We start from the raw sequence: 16,456 nt of genomic DNA, 5'->3' as shown, positions 1-16,456 counted from the left end.
TGTTGCCCTCGTGGGGGGACGCCATGGGTGGAATTCGGGGGAACTGCGGTGGAAGGTCACCGCGCTGCTCGGCGTGGGCGCGGTGGCGCTCGCCCTGATCCTGACGCTGATCAGCACCCTCCCGGGCGGGGGCGGCACGGCCGGCACGACACCCGACGGCGACAAGGTGCACGGCACGCCCGTGAGCCCGGGCGGGCGTCCGGCGCCCGACGTCGGCTGGGGCTTCACCCACACACAGTTCAGCGCCGACGAGGGCAGCCCCGCCGCCGTGTCCCGCGTGCGGGACCGGCTGAAGCAGAGCCGGCTGCCGCAGAACCAGGCGCTGATGGGCTGGGGCGCCGACAACCCCGAACCGGTGCCAGGCCGCTACGACTTCGCCGCCCTCGACCGCCGCGTCGACTTCATGCGCGCCTCCGGAGCCACTCCCGTCATCACCCTGTGCTGTGCCCCCGACTGGATGAAGGGCGGCAAGCCCGGCGCGGACAGCACCGACTGGAGCCGGAGCGCGCTGGAGCGAGCGCCGCGCCCCGAGCACTACGCAGACTTCGCCGCGCTCGCCGCGACGGTCGCCGAGCGCTACCCGGACGTGAAGCACTTCCTCGTCTGGAACGAGTTCAAGGGCTTCTGGAACGACGCCCGCGCCCGCTGGGACCACGAGGGCTACACACGGATGTACAACCTCGTGTACCGGGCCCTGAAGAAGGTCGACCCGGACATCATGGTCGGCGGCCCCTACCTCGTGATGGACAGTCTCGACCCGCGCGCGGCGGAGGCCTCGAAGACCTTCACGGGGCCGTGGGGCGCCATGGACCAGCGGGTCCTGGACGCCTTCACCTACTGGAACCGGCACAAGGCGGGCGCCGACTTCGTCGTCGTCGACGGCTCCAGCTACACCAACGACGACGAGCTGCTGCCGGACGCGTTCGCCGCCACCGACAAGTTCACGGCGGTGAGCCGCTGGGTGCGGCAGCAGACCGGCGGCCTCCCGCTGTGGTGGGCCGAGTACTACGTCGAACCGGCCGACGCCCAGGACGAGCGCAAGGACTGGCCCGAGGAGCGCCGCGTCGCCCTGCAGGCCGCCGGGATGATCGCGCTGGTCAAGGGCGGGGCGTCCTCCGGCTTCTACTGGAACCCGGAGAAGCGGCGAGCGGGCCCCGGGCAGGAGCGGGGCACCGCCTGCCCCGGCTGCCTGTGGACGCCCACCGACAGGGCCGGCGGCGGCGCGCCCCTGCCCCTGTACGACCTGCTCTCCCGGTTCGCCGCCGCCTTCCCGCCGGGCACCCGCTACGCCTCCGTGCAGGTCGCCGCGGACGACGTGCCCAACGTGCGGGTGCTGGCGAGCGACCGTACGGCGCTGGTGGTCAACACCCTGGGCCGCCCGATCAGCGCCCAGGTCGACGGCAGGCGCTTCGACCTGCCGGCGTACGGGGTGAAGTGGCTGGCGCGCTGAGCCGGTCCGCGGCGCGCCAGGCCCTCACTTCATCGTCCAGAACCGCTGCACCAGCGACGCGGACACCACCGCCAGCAGCGGCAGCGCGAACCAGAACGTGCCCTGCAGCCACCGCAGCCGCCGCACCCCCGGCCGTGCCGCGACCCGGACCACCTCGCGTGCCGTGAGCAGCAGGATCAGCACGACGGCGGCGAGCGCACCGACCACCGACCACGGCGTCCACGTGATCTGCGGCCCGATCGGGCCCGGATCGGCCTTGGGCACCGTGTCGGCGGACCGCCCGCGCAGCGCGTACAGGGTCACGTCCGCGTCGGAGAACACCTCGGCCAGCTCCGGCCGCTTGCCGAGGCTCTGCATCAGCCGCGGCTGCCAGGTCCCCGAGTAGCCGACGTCCAGCCGCAGATAGGTGACCTGGCTGCGGCCGATCATCAGATACGAGTTCGGGCCCGCGTCCTTCAGGGCCTTCACCAGCCCGGACACCAGCACCGGGTCGCTCGGCGCGAGCGTCGGCACATAGGTGACCTTCTCCATGTCCTTCGCGCCCCACGGCAGTGCCGGTGTCACGTCGTTCACCGGGTCGCTGGTCAGCCACAGCAGCCGGAGCGTCGGATCGTCGTGGGCGTACACCCAGTCCATGGCGGCGACCTCGCCGACCCGGGTCCGCTCGAAGGGCTCGTTGCCCCACCGGGCCACCAGGAAGCCGCCGACCAGCAGCAGTCCCGCCAGCAGCGCGGCCAGCGGGGCCAGGCTGACCCGGTCCTTCTCCCGCTCCTTCGCGGTGACGCCGGTGCGCGGGAACAGGGCGAGCCCGCCGAGCAGTGCGGCGCCGGGCAGCGCGAACAGGAAGACGCGCAGCGCCATCTCACCGCCGTAGGACTGCATGCCGAAGCCCAGGAACGGCACGAAGGTGAGGATCAGCAGCGATCGCTCCCGGTACTTGTGTTCGCGCCGCCGCCACCAGCCCCAGCAGGCGGCCGCCAGCACACCGCCGGCCAGCAGCACACGCGTGTACAGCACCAGCTTGTGCGTGGAGCTGCCGCCCTCGATGCGGCCGGAGACGGACGAGGAGACGTTGCCGCCGACGCCGCCGACGCCGCCGAACAGGTCGTCGAAGTGGCCCGACCAGTACGGCTCGGCCATGAAGCCGACCCACACCGCGACCAGGACGGCGAACAGCAGCGGCAGGCCGCGCAGTTCGGACCTGCCGGCCACCACCAGTGCGGCGAGGACGCCCAGCATCATGAACGGGGTGAGCTGGTGGGCCGGCACGCTCGCCGCGTACAGGCCGATCAGCACCCCGAGCAGGACGGCCCGCTGACGGCGGTCCGTGGGTTCCACCTCGGCCTCGCCGGGGCGGTACGTCGTCCACAGCACGCGCGGGGCGCGGAACCAGACCAGCAGGACGGCCACGAACATCAGGTACAGCAGATAGGTGAAGCCCTGCGGGGAGAAGTAGTCCTGGCCGACCCAGCCGCCCAGCACGAAGATCCACACACCGGTCCACTTCGCCCGCCAGCTCGCCCGCATCGACCGCACCAGCAGGAACATCGGCGCGAGGTAGAGCAGTTGGATCGCGGTCGGCCACCAGCGGACGACCTCCGTGACGTCGTCGACCCCGCACGCCTTCAGCACGAACGCGGCCGCCGCGAAGAAACCCGGCCAGCTCCAGCGGGCGTCCAGGTCGGGGACGGCGGAGCCGGTGCGGTCGATGTAGTCCAGGAAGCCCAGGTGCTGCCAGGCGGTCGGGAAGCGCGGCTCGGTCTCGATCACGGCCGGCAGCGCGTGCAGCGACACGACCGTCGCGAGCAGGGTGACCAGCAGCAGGCCCTTGTGTTCCCGGCCCAGCCACAGCAGCGAGGCGAAGACGGTCACCAGCAGCGCCGCCCCGGCCAGCGTCGGTGCGGGCAGCACCGAGACCAGCCCCAGCCCGCCCATGCGGTCCAGGTCGGCGTCGCCGAGCCGCAGCGCGGGCACCCAGTACAGCAGCAGCGCGGCGACGAGCAGAGCGCCGAGCATCACACCGGGACGGGTGGGCCTCAGCGGCCCGCGCCCCGCGGGCGGCCTCCCCGGCACCGGCTCCTCCACCGCGGGGGGCGCCTTTGGCCGTACGGGGTCCTCCTCCCCTTCCGCCGTGCCGTCCGCCTCCTGCTCGCCGAATCCCGCGTCGAAGGCCTCCCCGAACGGCGCGTCGATCTCGCCGGGCCCAGGGGAGGTCTGCGAGCCGGGCGCCGGGCCCCGCCCCCGGACAGGATCGTCCGGTGGGCCCCCCGTATCGGCCGGCAGGCCCGGTGCCCGTACCGGCACCACCGGCGTGCCCGCCGGGGGAGTGCCGGGGCCGGGGCGGACGTCGGGCCGCCGTTCCTGGTGGTCGAAGTCCAGGTGCACACCCAGGCCGAGGGTGTCCCTGTCCAGCGACCAGGCGGGCCGGCGCGCCCGGCCGGTGACGGCCACCTCGCGCGCGCCGAGGTCGGAGAGGTCGCCGTCGGGGGCGGCCGTGTCGGGGACGTAGGGGTGCGCCTTCACCGTCCGGTACAGCCTCGGCGCGGCGATCGCCACGATCACCGCGAGCGAGGAGATCTCGGCGACCCCGGCGCCCGTCAGGCCCATACGGGGCAGGAGTAGCAGGGTCAGGCCGAGCACCAGCACGCACAGCAGGCCCTGCAGCCAGGCCAGTCCGGCGGTGCGGCTCTGCGCGCGCAGCACCGCGAAGTACGTCTCCATCACGACCCGCAGCACCGCGCCCACGGCGAACCAGCGCAGCAACGGTGTCGCCGCGTCGGCGTAGCCGGGGCCGAAGACGCCCAGGATCCAGGGCGCGCCGGCGAACAGCACCCCGGCGACCGGCAGTATGATCCGGGTCATGCGCTGGAGCGCGGCCCGCGTGTCGGCGGCGAGCCGGCCCGGGTCGTGGGAGCCCTCGACGGTGAGCGAGGCGCCCATGTTGACGGCGAGCAGGTTGCAGGTGCCGCCGATGGTGGTGGTGATGTAGAAGTACGCGTTGTCCCGGGAGCTGACCTGCGAGGCGATGATCACCGGGACGAGGTAGACGACGGCGAGGGAGAACAGCGAACCGGTGTAGTCGCCGGCCAGGAACCGCCCGATCTCCCGCGGCGTCGGCGGCTTCGCGTGCTCCGCGGCGGCCCCCGCGTGCCGGGGCACCAGACGGCGGAAGACCAGCCAGCCCAGCGGCAGCACCGAGAAGGCGATCGCGGCGACCCAGGAGACGAACACGCCGGTCGTCGGGATCGCCACCGCGAACGCGACCAGCAGGGCGAGCTTGACGGCCGAGAACACGGTGTTGCCGACCGGCACCCACAGCGCGCTGCGCAGCCCGGTGAGCACCCCGTCCTGGAGGGTGAGCACGTTCCAGGCGACGACGGCGGCGACGAAGCCGAGCCCGTTGAGCGTGCCGTGCAGGAAGCGGTACGACGGCCCCCACACGTCCAGCGTGACCAGGAAAACCCCGGCCGCCAGCGCCACCACGACCGAACTGGCCGCGTACGTACGGGAGATGAGCCGGCCGGTGGCGCGCCCGGCGACCGGGATGAAGCGGGCGAGGGCGCCGGTGAGCGTCACCGCGGTCAGCCCCGCGAGGAGTTTCATCGCGGCGATCGCGGCGGAGCCCTGCCCGACGGCCGACGCGTCGTACCAGCGGGCGGCGGCCAGCCAGAAGCCGAGTCCGAGCACCGCCGAGATGCCGGTGTTCAGCATCAGCGCGTACGCGTTGCGGAACAACGGGCTGCCGCCGCCGGGCAGTCGCAGCCGGCGCCCCGGCGGCTGCGGCTCGCGTGCCTCGCTCGGCGCTTCCTTGGCTGTGGTCGTCGTGTCAGACACGGGATCTGCTGGCCTTCCGGCGGATCTGGCGGGCTCTGCGGACCATCGCGAACCCCTTGGTCAGGGCACGGTCCCCGAGATACGTGCGGGCGATCGCGCGGCCCTGGAGCAGCCGCTCGAACTCGTCGGCCCCGGTGGCCCGGCGTACCGTCACCCGGTGCAGGGCGTAGGGCCCCTGGCGGCGCCGTGCGAGGGCGTTGCCCACGGCGAGCGCCTGCGCGTACCCGGCCCGGCGCACGGCCTGCCGCACCCGCCGGCTGGAGTAGCCGTAGGGGTAGGCGAACGACACGGGCGGCGCGCCCAGTTCCCCGGCGACGATGTCCCGGCAGCGGCTCAGCTCGCGCTCCAGGGCGTCGTCGTCCAGCTGGTCGAGCTGCGGGTGCGTGTGGCTGTGGCCGCCGACCTCCACCCCGGCGGCGGTGAGGGCGCGCACCTGGTCCCAGTCGAGCATGGTGTCCAGCCCGCCGCCCGTGTCGTGCTCGCCGCGCAGCCAGCCGGTGGAGACGAACAGGGTCGCCGGGAAGCCGTGCCCGGCCAGCACCGGCAGGGCGTGCCGGTGCACGCCCTCGTACCCGTCGTCGAAGGTGATGAGCACCGGCCGCGCCGGCAGCGGGCGGCCGCCGCGCCAGTGCGCGGCCAGCGCCGCCGTGGTGACGGGTGTGAAGCCCAGAGCGCCGACGGCCGCCATCTGCTCGGCGAACGCCTCCGGTGTCACCGACAGGGCGCGGGTGGCGTCGTTGGGCGCGCCCGCGACGGAGTGGTACATGAGGATCGGCACGCTCTGCTCAGACACCGGCGTCACCACCGCCCCGCTCCGGGGAGGTTCGCCCGATCGGCCCCGACGAGAACGTCACCTCGCCGCGTCGCGCCCGTGCGCCGCCGACGACGTAGCCGCCGGCCGCCGTGAGCACGCCGGCGACGATGGCGCCGGCCCGGGCCGCGCCGCCCGGCCTGCGCAGGAGCGCGTCGCGCAGGCCGCGGGCGATCCCGGCGGGCAGCACCCGGGTGGTGTACCGGCGTTCGGACTCCAGCCCCTTGCCCGCGCCGACGCTGCGGGCCACCAGCGCCTTGGACAGGCCCTCGGCGTACGTGCGGCTGCGGAAGTAGGCGAAGCGCTCGCGGGCCCCGGGCACCCGGTGGTGGATCACGGCGCGGTCGTCGAGGAGCAGTACCGCGTCGGGGCGGGCCCGGCCGAGCCGGATGCACAGCTCCGTCTCCTCGCAGCCCAGCGGCCGTCGGTCGCCGTCGCGTCCGATGCCGGTGGCGAATCCGCCCGCCGCGTCGAACGCCGCACGCCGGAAGGAGGCGTTGCCGCCCAGTACGTTGCGCACCTCCGCGCGCCCGCGCGGCAGCCCCTTGTAGGCGCAGCCGACCACCCAGTCGAACTCCTCGGGGAACCAGGCCGGCCGCCGCCCGGACGCCCACACCGGCACGGTACGGCCGCCGACGGCCATCACCCGCGGGTCCGCGTACCCCTGCGCGAAGTACGCCAGCCAGTGCCGCTCGGCGACGGCGTCGTCGTCGAGGAAGGCGATCACCTCGCCGCGCGCGGCGGCGATGCCGGTGTTGCGCCCGGCGGACAGGCCGCGCGGCCCGGCGTTGGCCAGGACGCGGACCCCGGGGGCCTCCTTGTACTCGAGGACGAGCCGGTCGTGCAGCGCCGGGTTGTGGTCGACGACCAGCAGTGTCTCCAGTGCGGGATACGACTGGGCGCCGACCGAGGAGACCGCCGCGAGGATGTCCTCCCAGCGGTCCTCGGTGTACACGCAGACGACGACCGAGATGCCCGGGGCGTGCGAGGAGCCGTCCGCCGTGCTCACGACGCCTCGCCCCGGACCGGGCCGGCGGTGTCGAGCAGCGGCGACTGGCGTTCCTGGCGGCGCAGCTCACGCCGGTTGGAGCGCTCCTTCAGGATCACCTTCAGCACGCGCAGCCCGTCTCTGACGGCCCGCAGGTTGCTGGTGCCGTGGATGCGCAGGTACTCGTGGCTGGGTATCTCCTGCACCTTCAGGCCGGCCTTGACGACGCGTATGTTCATCAGCGTCTCGACCTCGAAGCCGGTGCAGTCGAGGTCGATCTTGTCCAGGCAGTGCCGCCAGAAGGCGTTGTAGCCGTAGCACAGGTCGGTGTAGCGGGCCCCGAACTTGCGGTTGACGGCCGTGCACAGCGCCCAGTTGCCGAGCTTGCGGATGAAGGTCATGTCGTCGGTGCCGCCGCCGTTGGCGAACCGGGAGCCCTTGGCGAAGTCGGCGCCGGAGACGAGGGCGGAGACGTAGGAGACGATCTCGTTGCCGTCGGCGGAGCCGTCCGCGTCGACCATCACGATGATGTCGCCGCCGGCCGCCTCGAACCCGGTGATGAGGGCGTCCCCCTTGCCCCTGCCCTGCTGGCGCACGACTTTGACGCCGGGCCAGAGGTCACGGGCGACCTCGACGGTGCCGTCGGTGGAGTTGCCGTCGACCAGGACCACTTCGTGGATCCAGTCCGGCAGGGTCTTGAAGACGTACGGCAGGTTCTCCGCCTCGTTCATGGCCGGTATCACCACGCTCACCGGCGGTGTGATGGCCAGATGCGACGAGATCGGCCGGTACTTTCCCGCGGTGTGCTCCCCGGGCTCGCCGGTCGTCTGCGCGGCTGCGCTGGGCGAAGGCAGAACTGAGCTCATGGTCGTGTCCCTCTCGTCCGGCGGACCGCCCGCCCCTGGGCGGCCGCTGTGTGTCCGGTTCGAAAGGGGGGTCCTCACGCACGAAAGGGCGCCACGGCACCTGGTCTTCGCGGGTGAGCTGATGGAGCTGGCCGGGCCGCCGCGGGTGGGCGGCAGCCGGTCGCGCGGCACGACTCGGTCACATGAGCGGTCACCGAGCACCCCCCTACCGCGCCCCGCCCGGAACGTCGCGGTCCTGAGCCCTCCCCATGAGCCGCGTGCTGACGGACCGATGCGAGTGAATGTCAGACGATATTTACGGTTGAACCTCTATGGCAAGACCTGACGGAGATCTCACGTTTTTGGTGTTTTGACCGTCACCCCCGCCCGATCGCGCCGGCGCCGGACCCTCACCAGTGCGAGCGTGAGGACGCTGAGCACGGTCACGGCGATGACGCCGCCGGGCACCGACCAGCGGTGCACGGCGAGCATGGCCTGGGCCACCAGCATGTTCACCACGATCGCGCCCGCAACGGCGCCCGGGACGCGACCGAACGGATCCAGCCCGCGCAGGGCGGCGCCGATGGCGCAGCCCGGTGCGGCGAGCAGGAAGAAGGCGGTGCACGGGCCGCGCAGCGGCGTGTCCGCGTCCATGAGGGCGAGCGTCGCCCCGGCGACCGCGACGGCCGTCGCGGCGCCCGTGAGCAGCGGTGTCAGGTCCCTCCCCGGTCCCGACCGCGCTCTGCCCGCCTCGTCCCCCGAAGCCGGTGAAGCTGTCTTGATACGTATGGTCCGCATGGGCGTCTTTGCCCCCCGAAGCGCCGGATGCCCCGCTTCAATGTGGCGCAGCCGTGACGGGGCGTCAAGACGGCCCTGCGGGTGTGGACATCTGTTCGGGATTGAACGGTGGATGGCCTTCCGGGGAGCGCCGGGGCCCGGTTGTGAAGGCTTCCGGAAATTATTGACATGGACACTTCCCGTCAACACGCGTAGTTGGTACCACGGTTACAGCAGAGATCCTGCTAAAGGGAGGTTCCATGAGACGTTCCCGACTTGTCGTATTCGTCAGCTCGCTCCTCCTGGCCGCCGGTGCCGCCCTCGCCGGAGCCGGCGCGGCACAGGCCTCCGGCACCGCCGCGGCCACCGGCTACGTGGCCCTCGGCGACTCCTACTCCTCCGGGGTGGGCGCCGGCAGCTACATCTCCTCCAGCGGTGACTGCGACCGCAGCACGAAGGCGTACCCCTACCTGTGGAACGCCACCCACGCCCCCTCGTCGTTCGCGTTCGTCGCCTGCTCGGGCGCCCGGACGGATGACGTCATGGCGAACCAGATCGGCTCGCTCAGCACCTCCACCGGACTGGTCTCGATCACCATCGGCGGCAACGACGCCGGGTTCTCCGACGTCATGACGACCTGCGTGCTCCAGTCCGACAGCGACTGCCTCGCCCGCATCGACACCGCCAAGGCCTACGTCGACTCCACGCTCCCCGGCAAGCTCGACACCGTCTACTCGGCGATCAGCTCCAAGTCCCCCAACGCCCACGTCGTCGTCCTCGGCTACCCCCGCTTCTACAAGCTCGGCACCACCTGTCTCGGCCTGTCCGAGACCAAGCGCTCCGCCATCAACGGCGCGTCCGACTACATCGACGCCGCCATCGCCCGCCGCGCCGCCGCACACGGCTTCACCTTCGGTGACGTGCGCACCACGTTCACCGGCCACGAGATCTGCTCCGGCAGTTCCTGGCTGCACAGCGTCAACTGGCTCAGCATCGGCGAGTCCTACCACCCCACCGCAGCCGGCCAGTCCGGCGGCTACCTGCCGGTCCTGACCAACTCCTGAGGCCGGCCGGCCGAGTCCTCACTCCTCACGGGGATTCGGAGGCCGAAGGCGTGGGGGAGGTCCCGCCCGTCGGGGTCTCCTCCACGCAGCTCACCGAGAACGGCACCTGGTCCGACGTGACCCGCACCGGGGCGCGCACCTCCACGCCGAGCGCGTTGCGGTAGGTGCCGCTCGCGTCGTACGTCGTCACGCTGACCCGGTCCTGCCGCGTCCGCCCGCCGCCCTCGGGGAACGACAGGGTCTTCCACCCGGTGTCCGTGACCTCGCCGTCCCGCGCCACCCACCGGTACTCCACCTGCGCGGGCAGCCGCCCCACCGTGAACGTCGCCGTGAACGACGGCGCCTGCGCGCCCGGCGGCGGGCAGTTCCCCGTGTAGTCCGTGTGATGCCCCGTCACCGTCACCGTGACGGACTGCGGCGGCGCCGAGGACGTCGGCGGCGCGCTGCTGCGGCTGGGCGTGGGCGTCGGCGTGTCCTGGCGCCGGGTGTGCTGCTGACCGGGCGTCGGCGACGGACTCTGCCCGGCCGTGGTGGCCGCGGCGCTCCCGCCCCCGTGGCCGCCGCCCTCGTGCAGCAGCGCGTACGTCAGCCCGCCGGCCGCCAGCGCGAGCGCGGCCAGTCCCGCGACGAGCACGGCGGCACGCCGGCCGCGGTGGTCCGGCTCGGGCTCCTCCTGCGGCACGGGCGCGGGCGGGGGCAGCGGGGGAGTGGGCGCCGGATCCTCGCGGTGCACGGCCGTCGCCGGTGCGTACGCCCCGACCGGCACCGTCGGCGTGCCCGGATCGCCCCCCGCCCCGATCACCCTGAGGTCCCGCTCGGCCACGTCCGCCGGCAGCCGCTCGGCCGGGTCCTTGCGCAGCAGCCCGGCGATCACCGGGGCGAGCGGCCCGGCCCGGTGCGGCGGCGGCAGCTCCTCGTCGACGATGGCCCGAAGCGTGCTCAGCGGGGTGTCGTGGCGGAACGGGGAGTGACCCTCGACCGCCGCGTACAGCAGCACACCGAGCGCCCACAGATCGGACTCCGGGCCCGGCCGGCGGCCCAGCGCCCGCTCCGGAGCGAGGAACTCGGGCGAGCCGATGACCTCTCCCGTCATCGTCAGCGCCGAGCTGCCCTCGACCAGCGCGATGCCGAAGTCGGTCAGCACCACCCGGCCGTCGTTGGCGAGCAGCACGTTCGCCGGCTTCACGTCCCGGTGCAGCACCCCGACGTCGTGCGCGGCGCGCAGCGCGGCCAGCACCTCGGCGCCGATGTGCGCGGCCCGCCGCGGGGTCAGCGGCCCCTCCGCGTCCAGCAGCTCGGCCAGCGAGATGCCGCGGACCAGCTCCATCACGATCCACGGGCGGCCGTCCTCGGTGGCCACGTCGTACACGGTGACCACGTTCCGGCTGGTCACCCGGGCCGCAGCCCATGCCTCGCGCTCCAGGCGGGCGTACATCCGCTCCACGTCGGAGCCCGGCAGCCCGGCCGGGGCGCGCACCTCCTTGACCGCGACCTCGCGGTGCAGCAGCTCGTCGCGGGCCCGCCACACCGTGCCCATGCCGCCCTGCCCGAGCGGGGACAGCAGACGGTAGCGATGCGCGATCAGCCGTTCACGGCCCGGCTCTGAAGACACGGGCGCCCCCATTCGCCTCCGGTGGACATCCCTGCTCCTTTTCTGAAAGTAACGCACCCGGGCTCCCGGCGGACCGCCTCTCGCGGCGCGGACTTCCCCGGCGTGGTTCCTTCGCACCCGGCGGCCCGCCGGATGGGTCCGGTGCGGAAACTCTTCCGCCACCCGCGTTTTCGGGCCGCTGATCCGTAACACCGTCCGGAGGTGCGTGCGGTGCGGATGCCTGGAGTGCGGGGACGGGGCCGGTGCGGCCGGCGGGACGGGGACGGGGTGGCGGCGGACGAGCTGCTGGTGCGGGTGGCGGGCGGTGACCAGCGCGCCTTCGAGGAGCTGTACGGCCTGGTGGCCGGACCGGTGTTCGGGCTGGTGCGGCGGGTGGTGCGGGACGCGGCGCAGGCGGAGGAGGTGGCGCAGGAGGCGCTGCTGGAGCTGTGGCGCTGCGCCGCCCGGTTCGACCCCCGGCGCGGCAGCGCGCTCGCCTGGGTCCTCACGCTCGCCCACCGCCGGGCCGTGGACCGGGTGCGCAGCGCCCGCGCGGCCGGTGAACGCGAGCGCCGCGAGGCCCTGCGCGCCGCCCCGCCCGCCTTCGACCAGGTCACCGAGGAGGTCGAGGCCGGCCTCGAACGGGAGTGGGTGCGCCGCTGCCTGGACCGCCTGACGGCCCTTCAGCGCCAGTCCGTCACCCTCGCCTACTACGACGGCTACACCTACCGCGAGGTCGCCGACCGTCTGTCGCTGCCGCTGGGCACGGTCAAGACCCGTATGCGCGACGGCCTGTCCCGGCTGCGCGAGTGCCTCGGGGGGACGGCATGAGCCATCGCGCGCGGACCTTCCGTCTCCCGGAGGGCGCCCTGTGAGCCTGTTCGGACGCCTGGTGCGGCGCGGCGATCCGCACTCGCTCGCCGCGCCCTACGCCCTTGACGCCCTGGACGGCGCCGAGCGGACCCGCTTCGACAAGCACCTGGCCGGCTGTGCCCGGTGCGCCGCCGAGGTGCGCGAACTCGCCGAGGACGCCGTCCGGCTCGCCTGGTCCGCGGCCGCCCCGGCGCCGCCCGCGCTGCGCGAACGGGTGCTGGCCGCCGTCCGGGCCACCCCGCAGGAACCGGCACCGGTCCGCGCGCCCCGGCTGCCCCCGCACGTGTGGGGGACGCAGCCGCCTCCGGCGCGCTCCCGTGCGCCCCGGCCGCGCCCCCTGCTGGTGCCGCTGGCCACCGCGACCGCGGCCGCCGCGCTCGTCGTCGCCTCCCTGTTCGCCGTCCAGGCCGGCCGCACCGGGGACCGGCTGGCCGCCGAGCGGGTCCGCGCGCGTGAGATCGCCCACGTTCTGGCCGCGCCGGACGCCCGCTCGGCGACCGGGCGGGACGCGCGGGGCCGCACGATCGGAGTGATCGCTTCCGTATCCGAGCGGCGGGCGGTGATCACGCTCCGCGGATACGGCACCCCGCCCGCCGGGCGCGTCCGGCAGCTGTGGCTCATGCGCCCCGGCGCACGGCCCCGCTCCCTCGGGCTGATCGACGGCGACACGCCCTTGGTGGCGTCCGGTCTCACCCGGCCGTCGACATCACTCGCTGTAACCGTCGAGCCGGACGGCGGGTCGGCACAGCCCACCGGGCAGCCGGTTGTCCAACTCGCCCTGGATTCACTCGGATTCGGAGAGTAATCACGGAGGCATCGTCAACCCCCTTACGGGGAAGGTGAATCCTGTGGCCGCGATACACGAGTGCCTCACCGGGGCGATAGGGTTACCCTGCCCGGGCCGGGTGGACTCGTACGGGTGGGGAGTGACATGGATCAGATAACGATGCGCAGCAGGGCCAGGGTCCCTGCGATCACCTGCGGGAGCAGCGCGACCAGTTCGCGTCTGGACCGCCACCTCTCGGTGCTCGGCGGCCCCGCCATACCGCAACGCGAGACGGTCGAGGCGACCTCGCTGATGCGCGAACTGACGACGCGTGACACCGCGCGCGGCGCTACCGGCAGGCGGTCGCGGGTGAGCGGCGTCTCGCTGTTCGCCCCGCTGCGCCGGCTGCGCCGTTCGCTGTTCGGCACCAACCGGCACTGAGGCTTCGCGCTCAGGCGATCACACCGTCCCGGCGCAGCGCTGCGATCTCGCCGTCCGTCATCCCCACGGCACGCAGCACCGCCCCGGTGTGCTCGCCGAGCGCGGGCACGTCCCCCATCCGCGGCTCCGCCCCGCCCGGCAGCGTGATCGGGGGCAGCAGCGCCCTCAGCGGTCCGACCGGCGAACCCACCTCACGCCACCGCTGACGCGCCGCCAGCTGCGGATGCTCCGCCAGCTCCCCGACGTCCCGCAGCCGGGCGCAGGCGATGCCCGCGGCCTCGAGCCGCGCCAGTGCCTCGTCGGTGTCCAGCTTCGCCAGTGCCGCGCCGACCAGCTCGTCCGTCCGCTCCCGGCGGGCGACCCGCGCGGCGTTCGTCGCGAACCGCGGATCCGTCCCCAACCCGGGCTTTTCCAGGACCCGTTCGGCCAGCCGTCGCCACTCCCGGTCGTTCTGCACCGACAGCAGCACCCGCCCGCCGTCGCCCGTCGGGTAGGCGTCGTACGGCGCGATGACCGCGTGCGCGAGTCCGGTGCGGGCCGGGGGAGTGCCGCCGTGCAGGACGTGGTGCAGCGGATGCCCCATCCACTCGGCGAGCGCCTCCAGCATCGACACCTCCACCGGACCGCCCCGGCCGGTCGTCCCGCGCCGCAGCAGCGCCGCCAGCACGCCCGAGAACGCGTACATCCCGGCCGCGATGTCCGCCGCCGGGATGCCCGCCTTCACCGGTTGCTCCGGCGTACCGGTCACCGACACCAGCCCCGCCTCGCACTGCACGAGCATGTCGTACGCCCGCTTGTCGGCGTACGGGCCGCTCGCGCCGTATCCCGAGATGTCCACGGCGACCAGCCGCGGGTGGAGCGCGCACAGCGTGGCCGCGTCCAGGCCGAGCCGGGCGGCGGCGCCCCGCGCGAGGTTCTGCACGAACACGTCCGCCTCTGCCACCAGCCGCCGTACGACGGCGAGGCCGCGCGGGTCCTTCAGGTCCAGCGCGACGGACTCCTTGCCGCGGTTGCACCACACGAAGTGCGAGGCCAGGCCGCGCGCGGCGGTGTCGTAGCCGCGCGCGAAGTCGCCGCCGTCGATCCGTTCGACCTTGATCACCCGGGCGCCGAGATCGGCGAGCTGCCGGGTGGCGAACGGGGCCGCGACGGCCTGCTCGACGGCGACGACGGTGATGCCCTCAAGGGGCGGCGGCAACTGGTCCATGGACCGGATCATGACCCGCTGCCCCCGCTTTGTCAGCAGTGATTCAGCTCTCCCCGCGCGCGTACCGGCGCACGGCGAGCGGCACGAACAGCGCGAGCAGCGCCGCGCACCAGGCCAGCGAGCCGGCCACCGGGTGGGCCACCGGCCAGGCGGCGCCCTCGGGCACGGGCGCGTTGCCGAACAGGTCCCGCAGGGCCGTCGTCACCGCGCTGATCGGGTTCCACTCGGCGAGCGTGCGCAGCCAGCCCGGCATGCCGTCGACGGGGATGTAGGCGTTGGACAGCAGCGGCAGCATGAAGGTCGCGCTCCCCAGCTGCCCGGCCGCCTCCTCGCTGCGGGACAGCAGCCCGAGGAAGATCCCGGCCCAGGTGCAGGCGAACCGGAAGAGCAGCAGCAGTCCGAGCGCGCCCGCCGCCCGCAGCGCCGAGCCCTCGATCCGCCAGCCCACCAGCAGCCCGACCAGCAGGAAGGGCACCGTTCCGGCGGCCGTGACGGCGAGATCGGCGGCCGCCTGCCCGAGCGGTACGGCGGCCCGGCTCACCGGCAGTGTGCGCAGCCGGTCCGTCACTCCCCGGTGCACGTCCTGCGCGGCCTGGAACATGCCGGTCATCAGTCCGTTGGCGGCGGTCGCCACCAGCAGTCCCGGCACCAGGAAGGCGCGGTACTGCGCCCCGGGCATCGCCAGCGCGTGCCGAAGACGTACCCGAAGAACAGCAGCATCGTGACCGGCATGGTCTGGGTGAGGACGACCAGGCCCGGGTTGTTGCGCAGCCGGCGCAGCTGCCGGCCCGTCATCGCGGTTCCGTCGTGCACCAGCGCGGTCATGCCGCGACCTCCGTCCGGTCGGTGAGCCTGAGGAAGACGTCGTCGAGGGTGGGGGGCCGGATGCTCGCGTCGAGCAGCGGGACGCCGGCCGCGTCGAGCGCGCGCACCAGGTGCGGCAGGGTGAGGGTGGTGTCCCGGGTGACCGCCGCGACGGCCTGCCGGTCGTGGTCGAAGGACGGTTCCGCGCCGGTCAGCCGGTCGAGCACCGCCGCCGCCTTCGCCAGCGCGTCCGGGTCCGCCACGACGACCTCGGCCTGGGCGCCGACGATCGCCTTCAGCTCCGCGGGGCTGCCGGTGTGGGCGGCCCGCCCGCGGTCGACCAGGACGATGTCGTCGGCGAGCCGGTCGGCCTCCTCGAGGTACTGCGTCGTCAGCAGCACGCTCGTGCCCTGCGCCCTCAGCTCGCGCACGGCGTCCCAGATGCCGTTGCGGCTGGCCGGGTCCAGGCCGGTCGTCGGCTCGTCCAGGAACAGCACGTCGGGGCGGCACACCAGGCTCGCCGCGAGGTCCAGGCGGCGCCGCATGCCGCCCGAGTAGGTGGACGCCGGGCGGTCCGCGGCCTCGGCGAGCCCGAAGCGCTCCAGCAGCTCGGCGGCCCGTGCCGCCGGGCCCCGCACCCGGTGCAGCCGCGCGAACAGCCGCAGGTTCTCGCGCCCCGTGAGATCCCCGTCGACGCTCGCGTACTGCCCGGTGACGCCGATCCGGCGGCGTACGGCCTCGGCCTCGCGGACCAGGTCGTGCCCGGCGATCCGGGCGGAGCCGGCGTCCGGCCGCAGCAGTGTGGTCAGCACGCGCACCGCCGTCGTCTTGCCCGCGCCGTTCGGCCCGAGCAGGCCGCACACCGTGCCCGCGGGCACCGCGAGATCAAGCCCGCGCAGGGCCCGCACCTCCCCGAAACGCTTTTCGAGACCTTCACTAAGTACAGCGTACGTAGAAGTCATGGCAGGACCATACCGCACTACGTACGGTGTACGTAACTACGAT

At 73.7% G+C, this 16,456-nt stretch carries 13 protein-coding genes and 1 pseudogene; 5 read left to right on the top strand and 9 right to left on the bottom strand.

The genetic code is table 11. The features are described 5' to 3' along the window. Positions 1-10 precede the first annotated feature (10 nt). The gene (locus tag AB0E88_RS08165; protein WP_361625738.1) at positions 11-1,450 is read left to right on the top strand and encodes a xylan 1,4-beta-xylosidase; all 1,440 of its coding nucleotides are present in this window, start codon (positions 11-13) and stop codon (positions 1,448-1,450) included. 24 nt (positions 1,451-1,474) lie between these two features. Here AB0E88_RS08165 and AB0E88_RS08160 read toward each other — a convergent pair whose 3' ends face one another. From AB0E88_RS08160 to AB0E88_RS08140, 5 genes are all read right to left on the bottom strand, one after another. Then, positions 1,475-5,284: a polysaccharide biosynthesis C-terminal domain-containing protein gene (locus AB0E88_RS08160; RefSeq protein WP_361625735.1), complete on the bottom strand. Its 3,810-nt coding sequence runs from the start codon at positions 5,282-5,284 to the stop codon at positions 1,475-1,477. Next, the gene (locus AB0E88_RS08155; RefSeq protein WP_361625732.1) at positions 5,277-6,077 is read right to left on the bottom strand and encodes a polysaccharide deacetylase family protein; all 801 of its coding nucleotides are present in this window, start codon (positions 6,075-6,077) and stop codon (positions 5,277-5,279) included. Before AB0E88_RS08155 ends, AB0E88_RS08160 begins: the two co-directional genes overlap by 8 nt. Next, the gene (locus tag AB0E88_RS08150) at positions 6,070-7,104 is read right to left on the bottom strand and encodes a glycosyltransferase family 2 protein (protein WP_361625729.1); all 1,035 of its coding nucleotides are present in this window, start codon (positions 7,102-7,104) and stop codon (positions 6,070-6,072) included. Before AB0E88_RS08150 ends, AB0E88_RS08155 begins: the two co-directional genes overlap by 8 nt. Beyond that, entirely contained in the window at positions 7,101-7,949 is an 849-nt protein-coding gene (locus AB0E88_RS08145) for a glycosyltransferase family 2 protein (RefSeq protein WP_361625726.1), read from the bottom strand. The genes AB0E88_RS08150 and AB0E88_RS08145 overlap by 4 nt, the downstream gene beginning before the upstream one ends. Positions 7,950-8,282: 333 nt before the next feature. Beyond that, the gene (locus AB0E88_RS08140) at positions 8,283-8,582 is read right to left on the bottom strand and encodes a hypothetical protein (RefSeq protein ID WP_361625723.1); all 300 of its coding nucleotides are present in this window, start codon (positions 8,580-8,582) and stop codon (positions 8,283-8,285) included. Between the two features lie 383 nt (positions 8,583-8,965). Between AB0E88_RS08140 and AB0E88_RS08135 the strand changes: the two genes are divergently transcribed. Beyond that, positions 8,966-9,769 carry an SGNH/GDSL hydrolase family protein gene (locus AB0E88_RS08135; RefSeq protein WP_361625720.1) on the top strand — a complete coding sequence of 268 codons (804 nt, stop codon included), beginning with the start codon at positions 8,966-8,968 and terminating at the stop codon, positions 9,767-9,769. A gap of 25 nt (positions 9,770-9,794) precedes the next feature. Here the strand turns inward: AB0E88_RS08135 and AB0E88_RS08130 are convergent, their stop codons facing one another. After that, a complete protein-coding gene (locus tag AB0E88_RS08130; protein ID WP_361625717.1) occupies positions 9,795-11,381 on the bottom strand; it encodes a serine/threonine-protein kinase in 1,587 nt (528 codons plus the stop codon). Positions 11,382-11,648: 267 nt separating this feature from the next. On the opposite strand from AB0E88_RS08130, the gene AB0E88_RS08125 reads away from it, so the two are divergent. The 3 genes from AB0E88_RS08125 (at position 11,649) to AB0E88_RS08115 (ending at position 13,440) form a co-directional block, all read left to right on the top strand. After that, a complete protein-coding gene (locus tag AB0E88_RS08125) occupies positions 11,649-12,191 on the top strand; it encodes a sigma-70 family RNA polymerase sigma factor (protein ID WP_361625714.1) in 543 nt (180 codons plus the stop codon). Between the two features lie 40 nt (positions 12,192-12,231). After that, positions 12,232-13,038, top strand: a complete 807-nt coding sequence (locus AB0E88_RS08120) for an anti-sigma factor (RefSeq protein ID WP_361625711.1) — start codon at positions 12,232-12,234, stop codon at positions 13,036-13,038. A 126-nt stretch (positions 13,039-13,164) separates the two neighbouring features. Continuing rightward, the gene (locus AB0E88_RS08115; protein ID WP_361625708.1) at positions 13,165-13,440 is read left to right on the top strand and encodes a hypothetical protein; all 276 of its coding nucleotides are present in this window, start codon (positions 13,165-13,167) and stop codon (positions 13,438-13,440) included. Positions 13,441-13,450: 10 nt separating this feature from the next. Here the strand turns inward: AB0E88_RS08115 and AB0E88_RS08110 are convergent, their stop codons facing one another. The 3 genes and pseudogenes from AB0E88_RS08110 to AB0E88_RS08100 all read right to left on the bottom strand — a co-directional run bounded on the left by AB0E88_RS08110 (position 13,451) and on the right by AB0E88_RS08100 (position 16,413). Then, positions 13,451-14,647 carry a CaiB/BaiF CoA-transferase family protein gene (locus AB0E88_RS08110; protein ID WP_361625705.1) on the bottom strand — a complete coding sequence of 399 codons (1,197 nt, stop codon included), beginning with the start codon at positions 14,645-14,647 and terminating at the stop codon, positions 13,451-13,453. Positions 14,648-14,690: 43 nt separating this feature from the next. Further along, positions 14,691-15,472: pseudogene (locus tag AB0E88_RS08105) on the bottom strand (ABC transporter permease). Next, entirely contained in the window at positions 15,469-16,413 is a 945-nt protein-coding gene (locus tag AB0E88_RS08100) for an ATP-binding cassette domain-containing protein (RefSeq protein ID WP_361625702.1), read from the bottom strand. Before AB0E88_RS08100 ends, AB0E88_RS08105 begins: the two are co-directional and overlap by 4 nt. Positions 16,414-16,456 lie beyond the last annotated feature (43 nt).

This window comes from Streptomyces sp. NPDC028635, assembly GCF_040637635.1.
In the GTDB taxonomy this organism is placed as follows: domain Bacteria; phylum Actinomycetota; class Actinomycetes; order Streptomycetales; family Streptomycetaceae; genus Streptomyces.
Note: the sequence above shows the minus strand (reverse complement) of the source record. Positions and strands in the feature narration are given on the sequence as shown.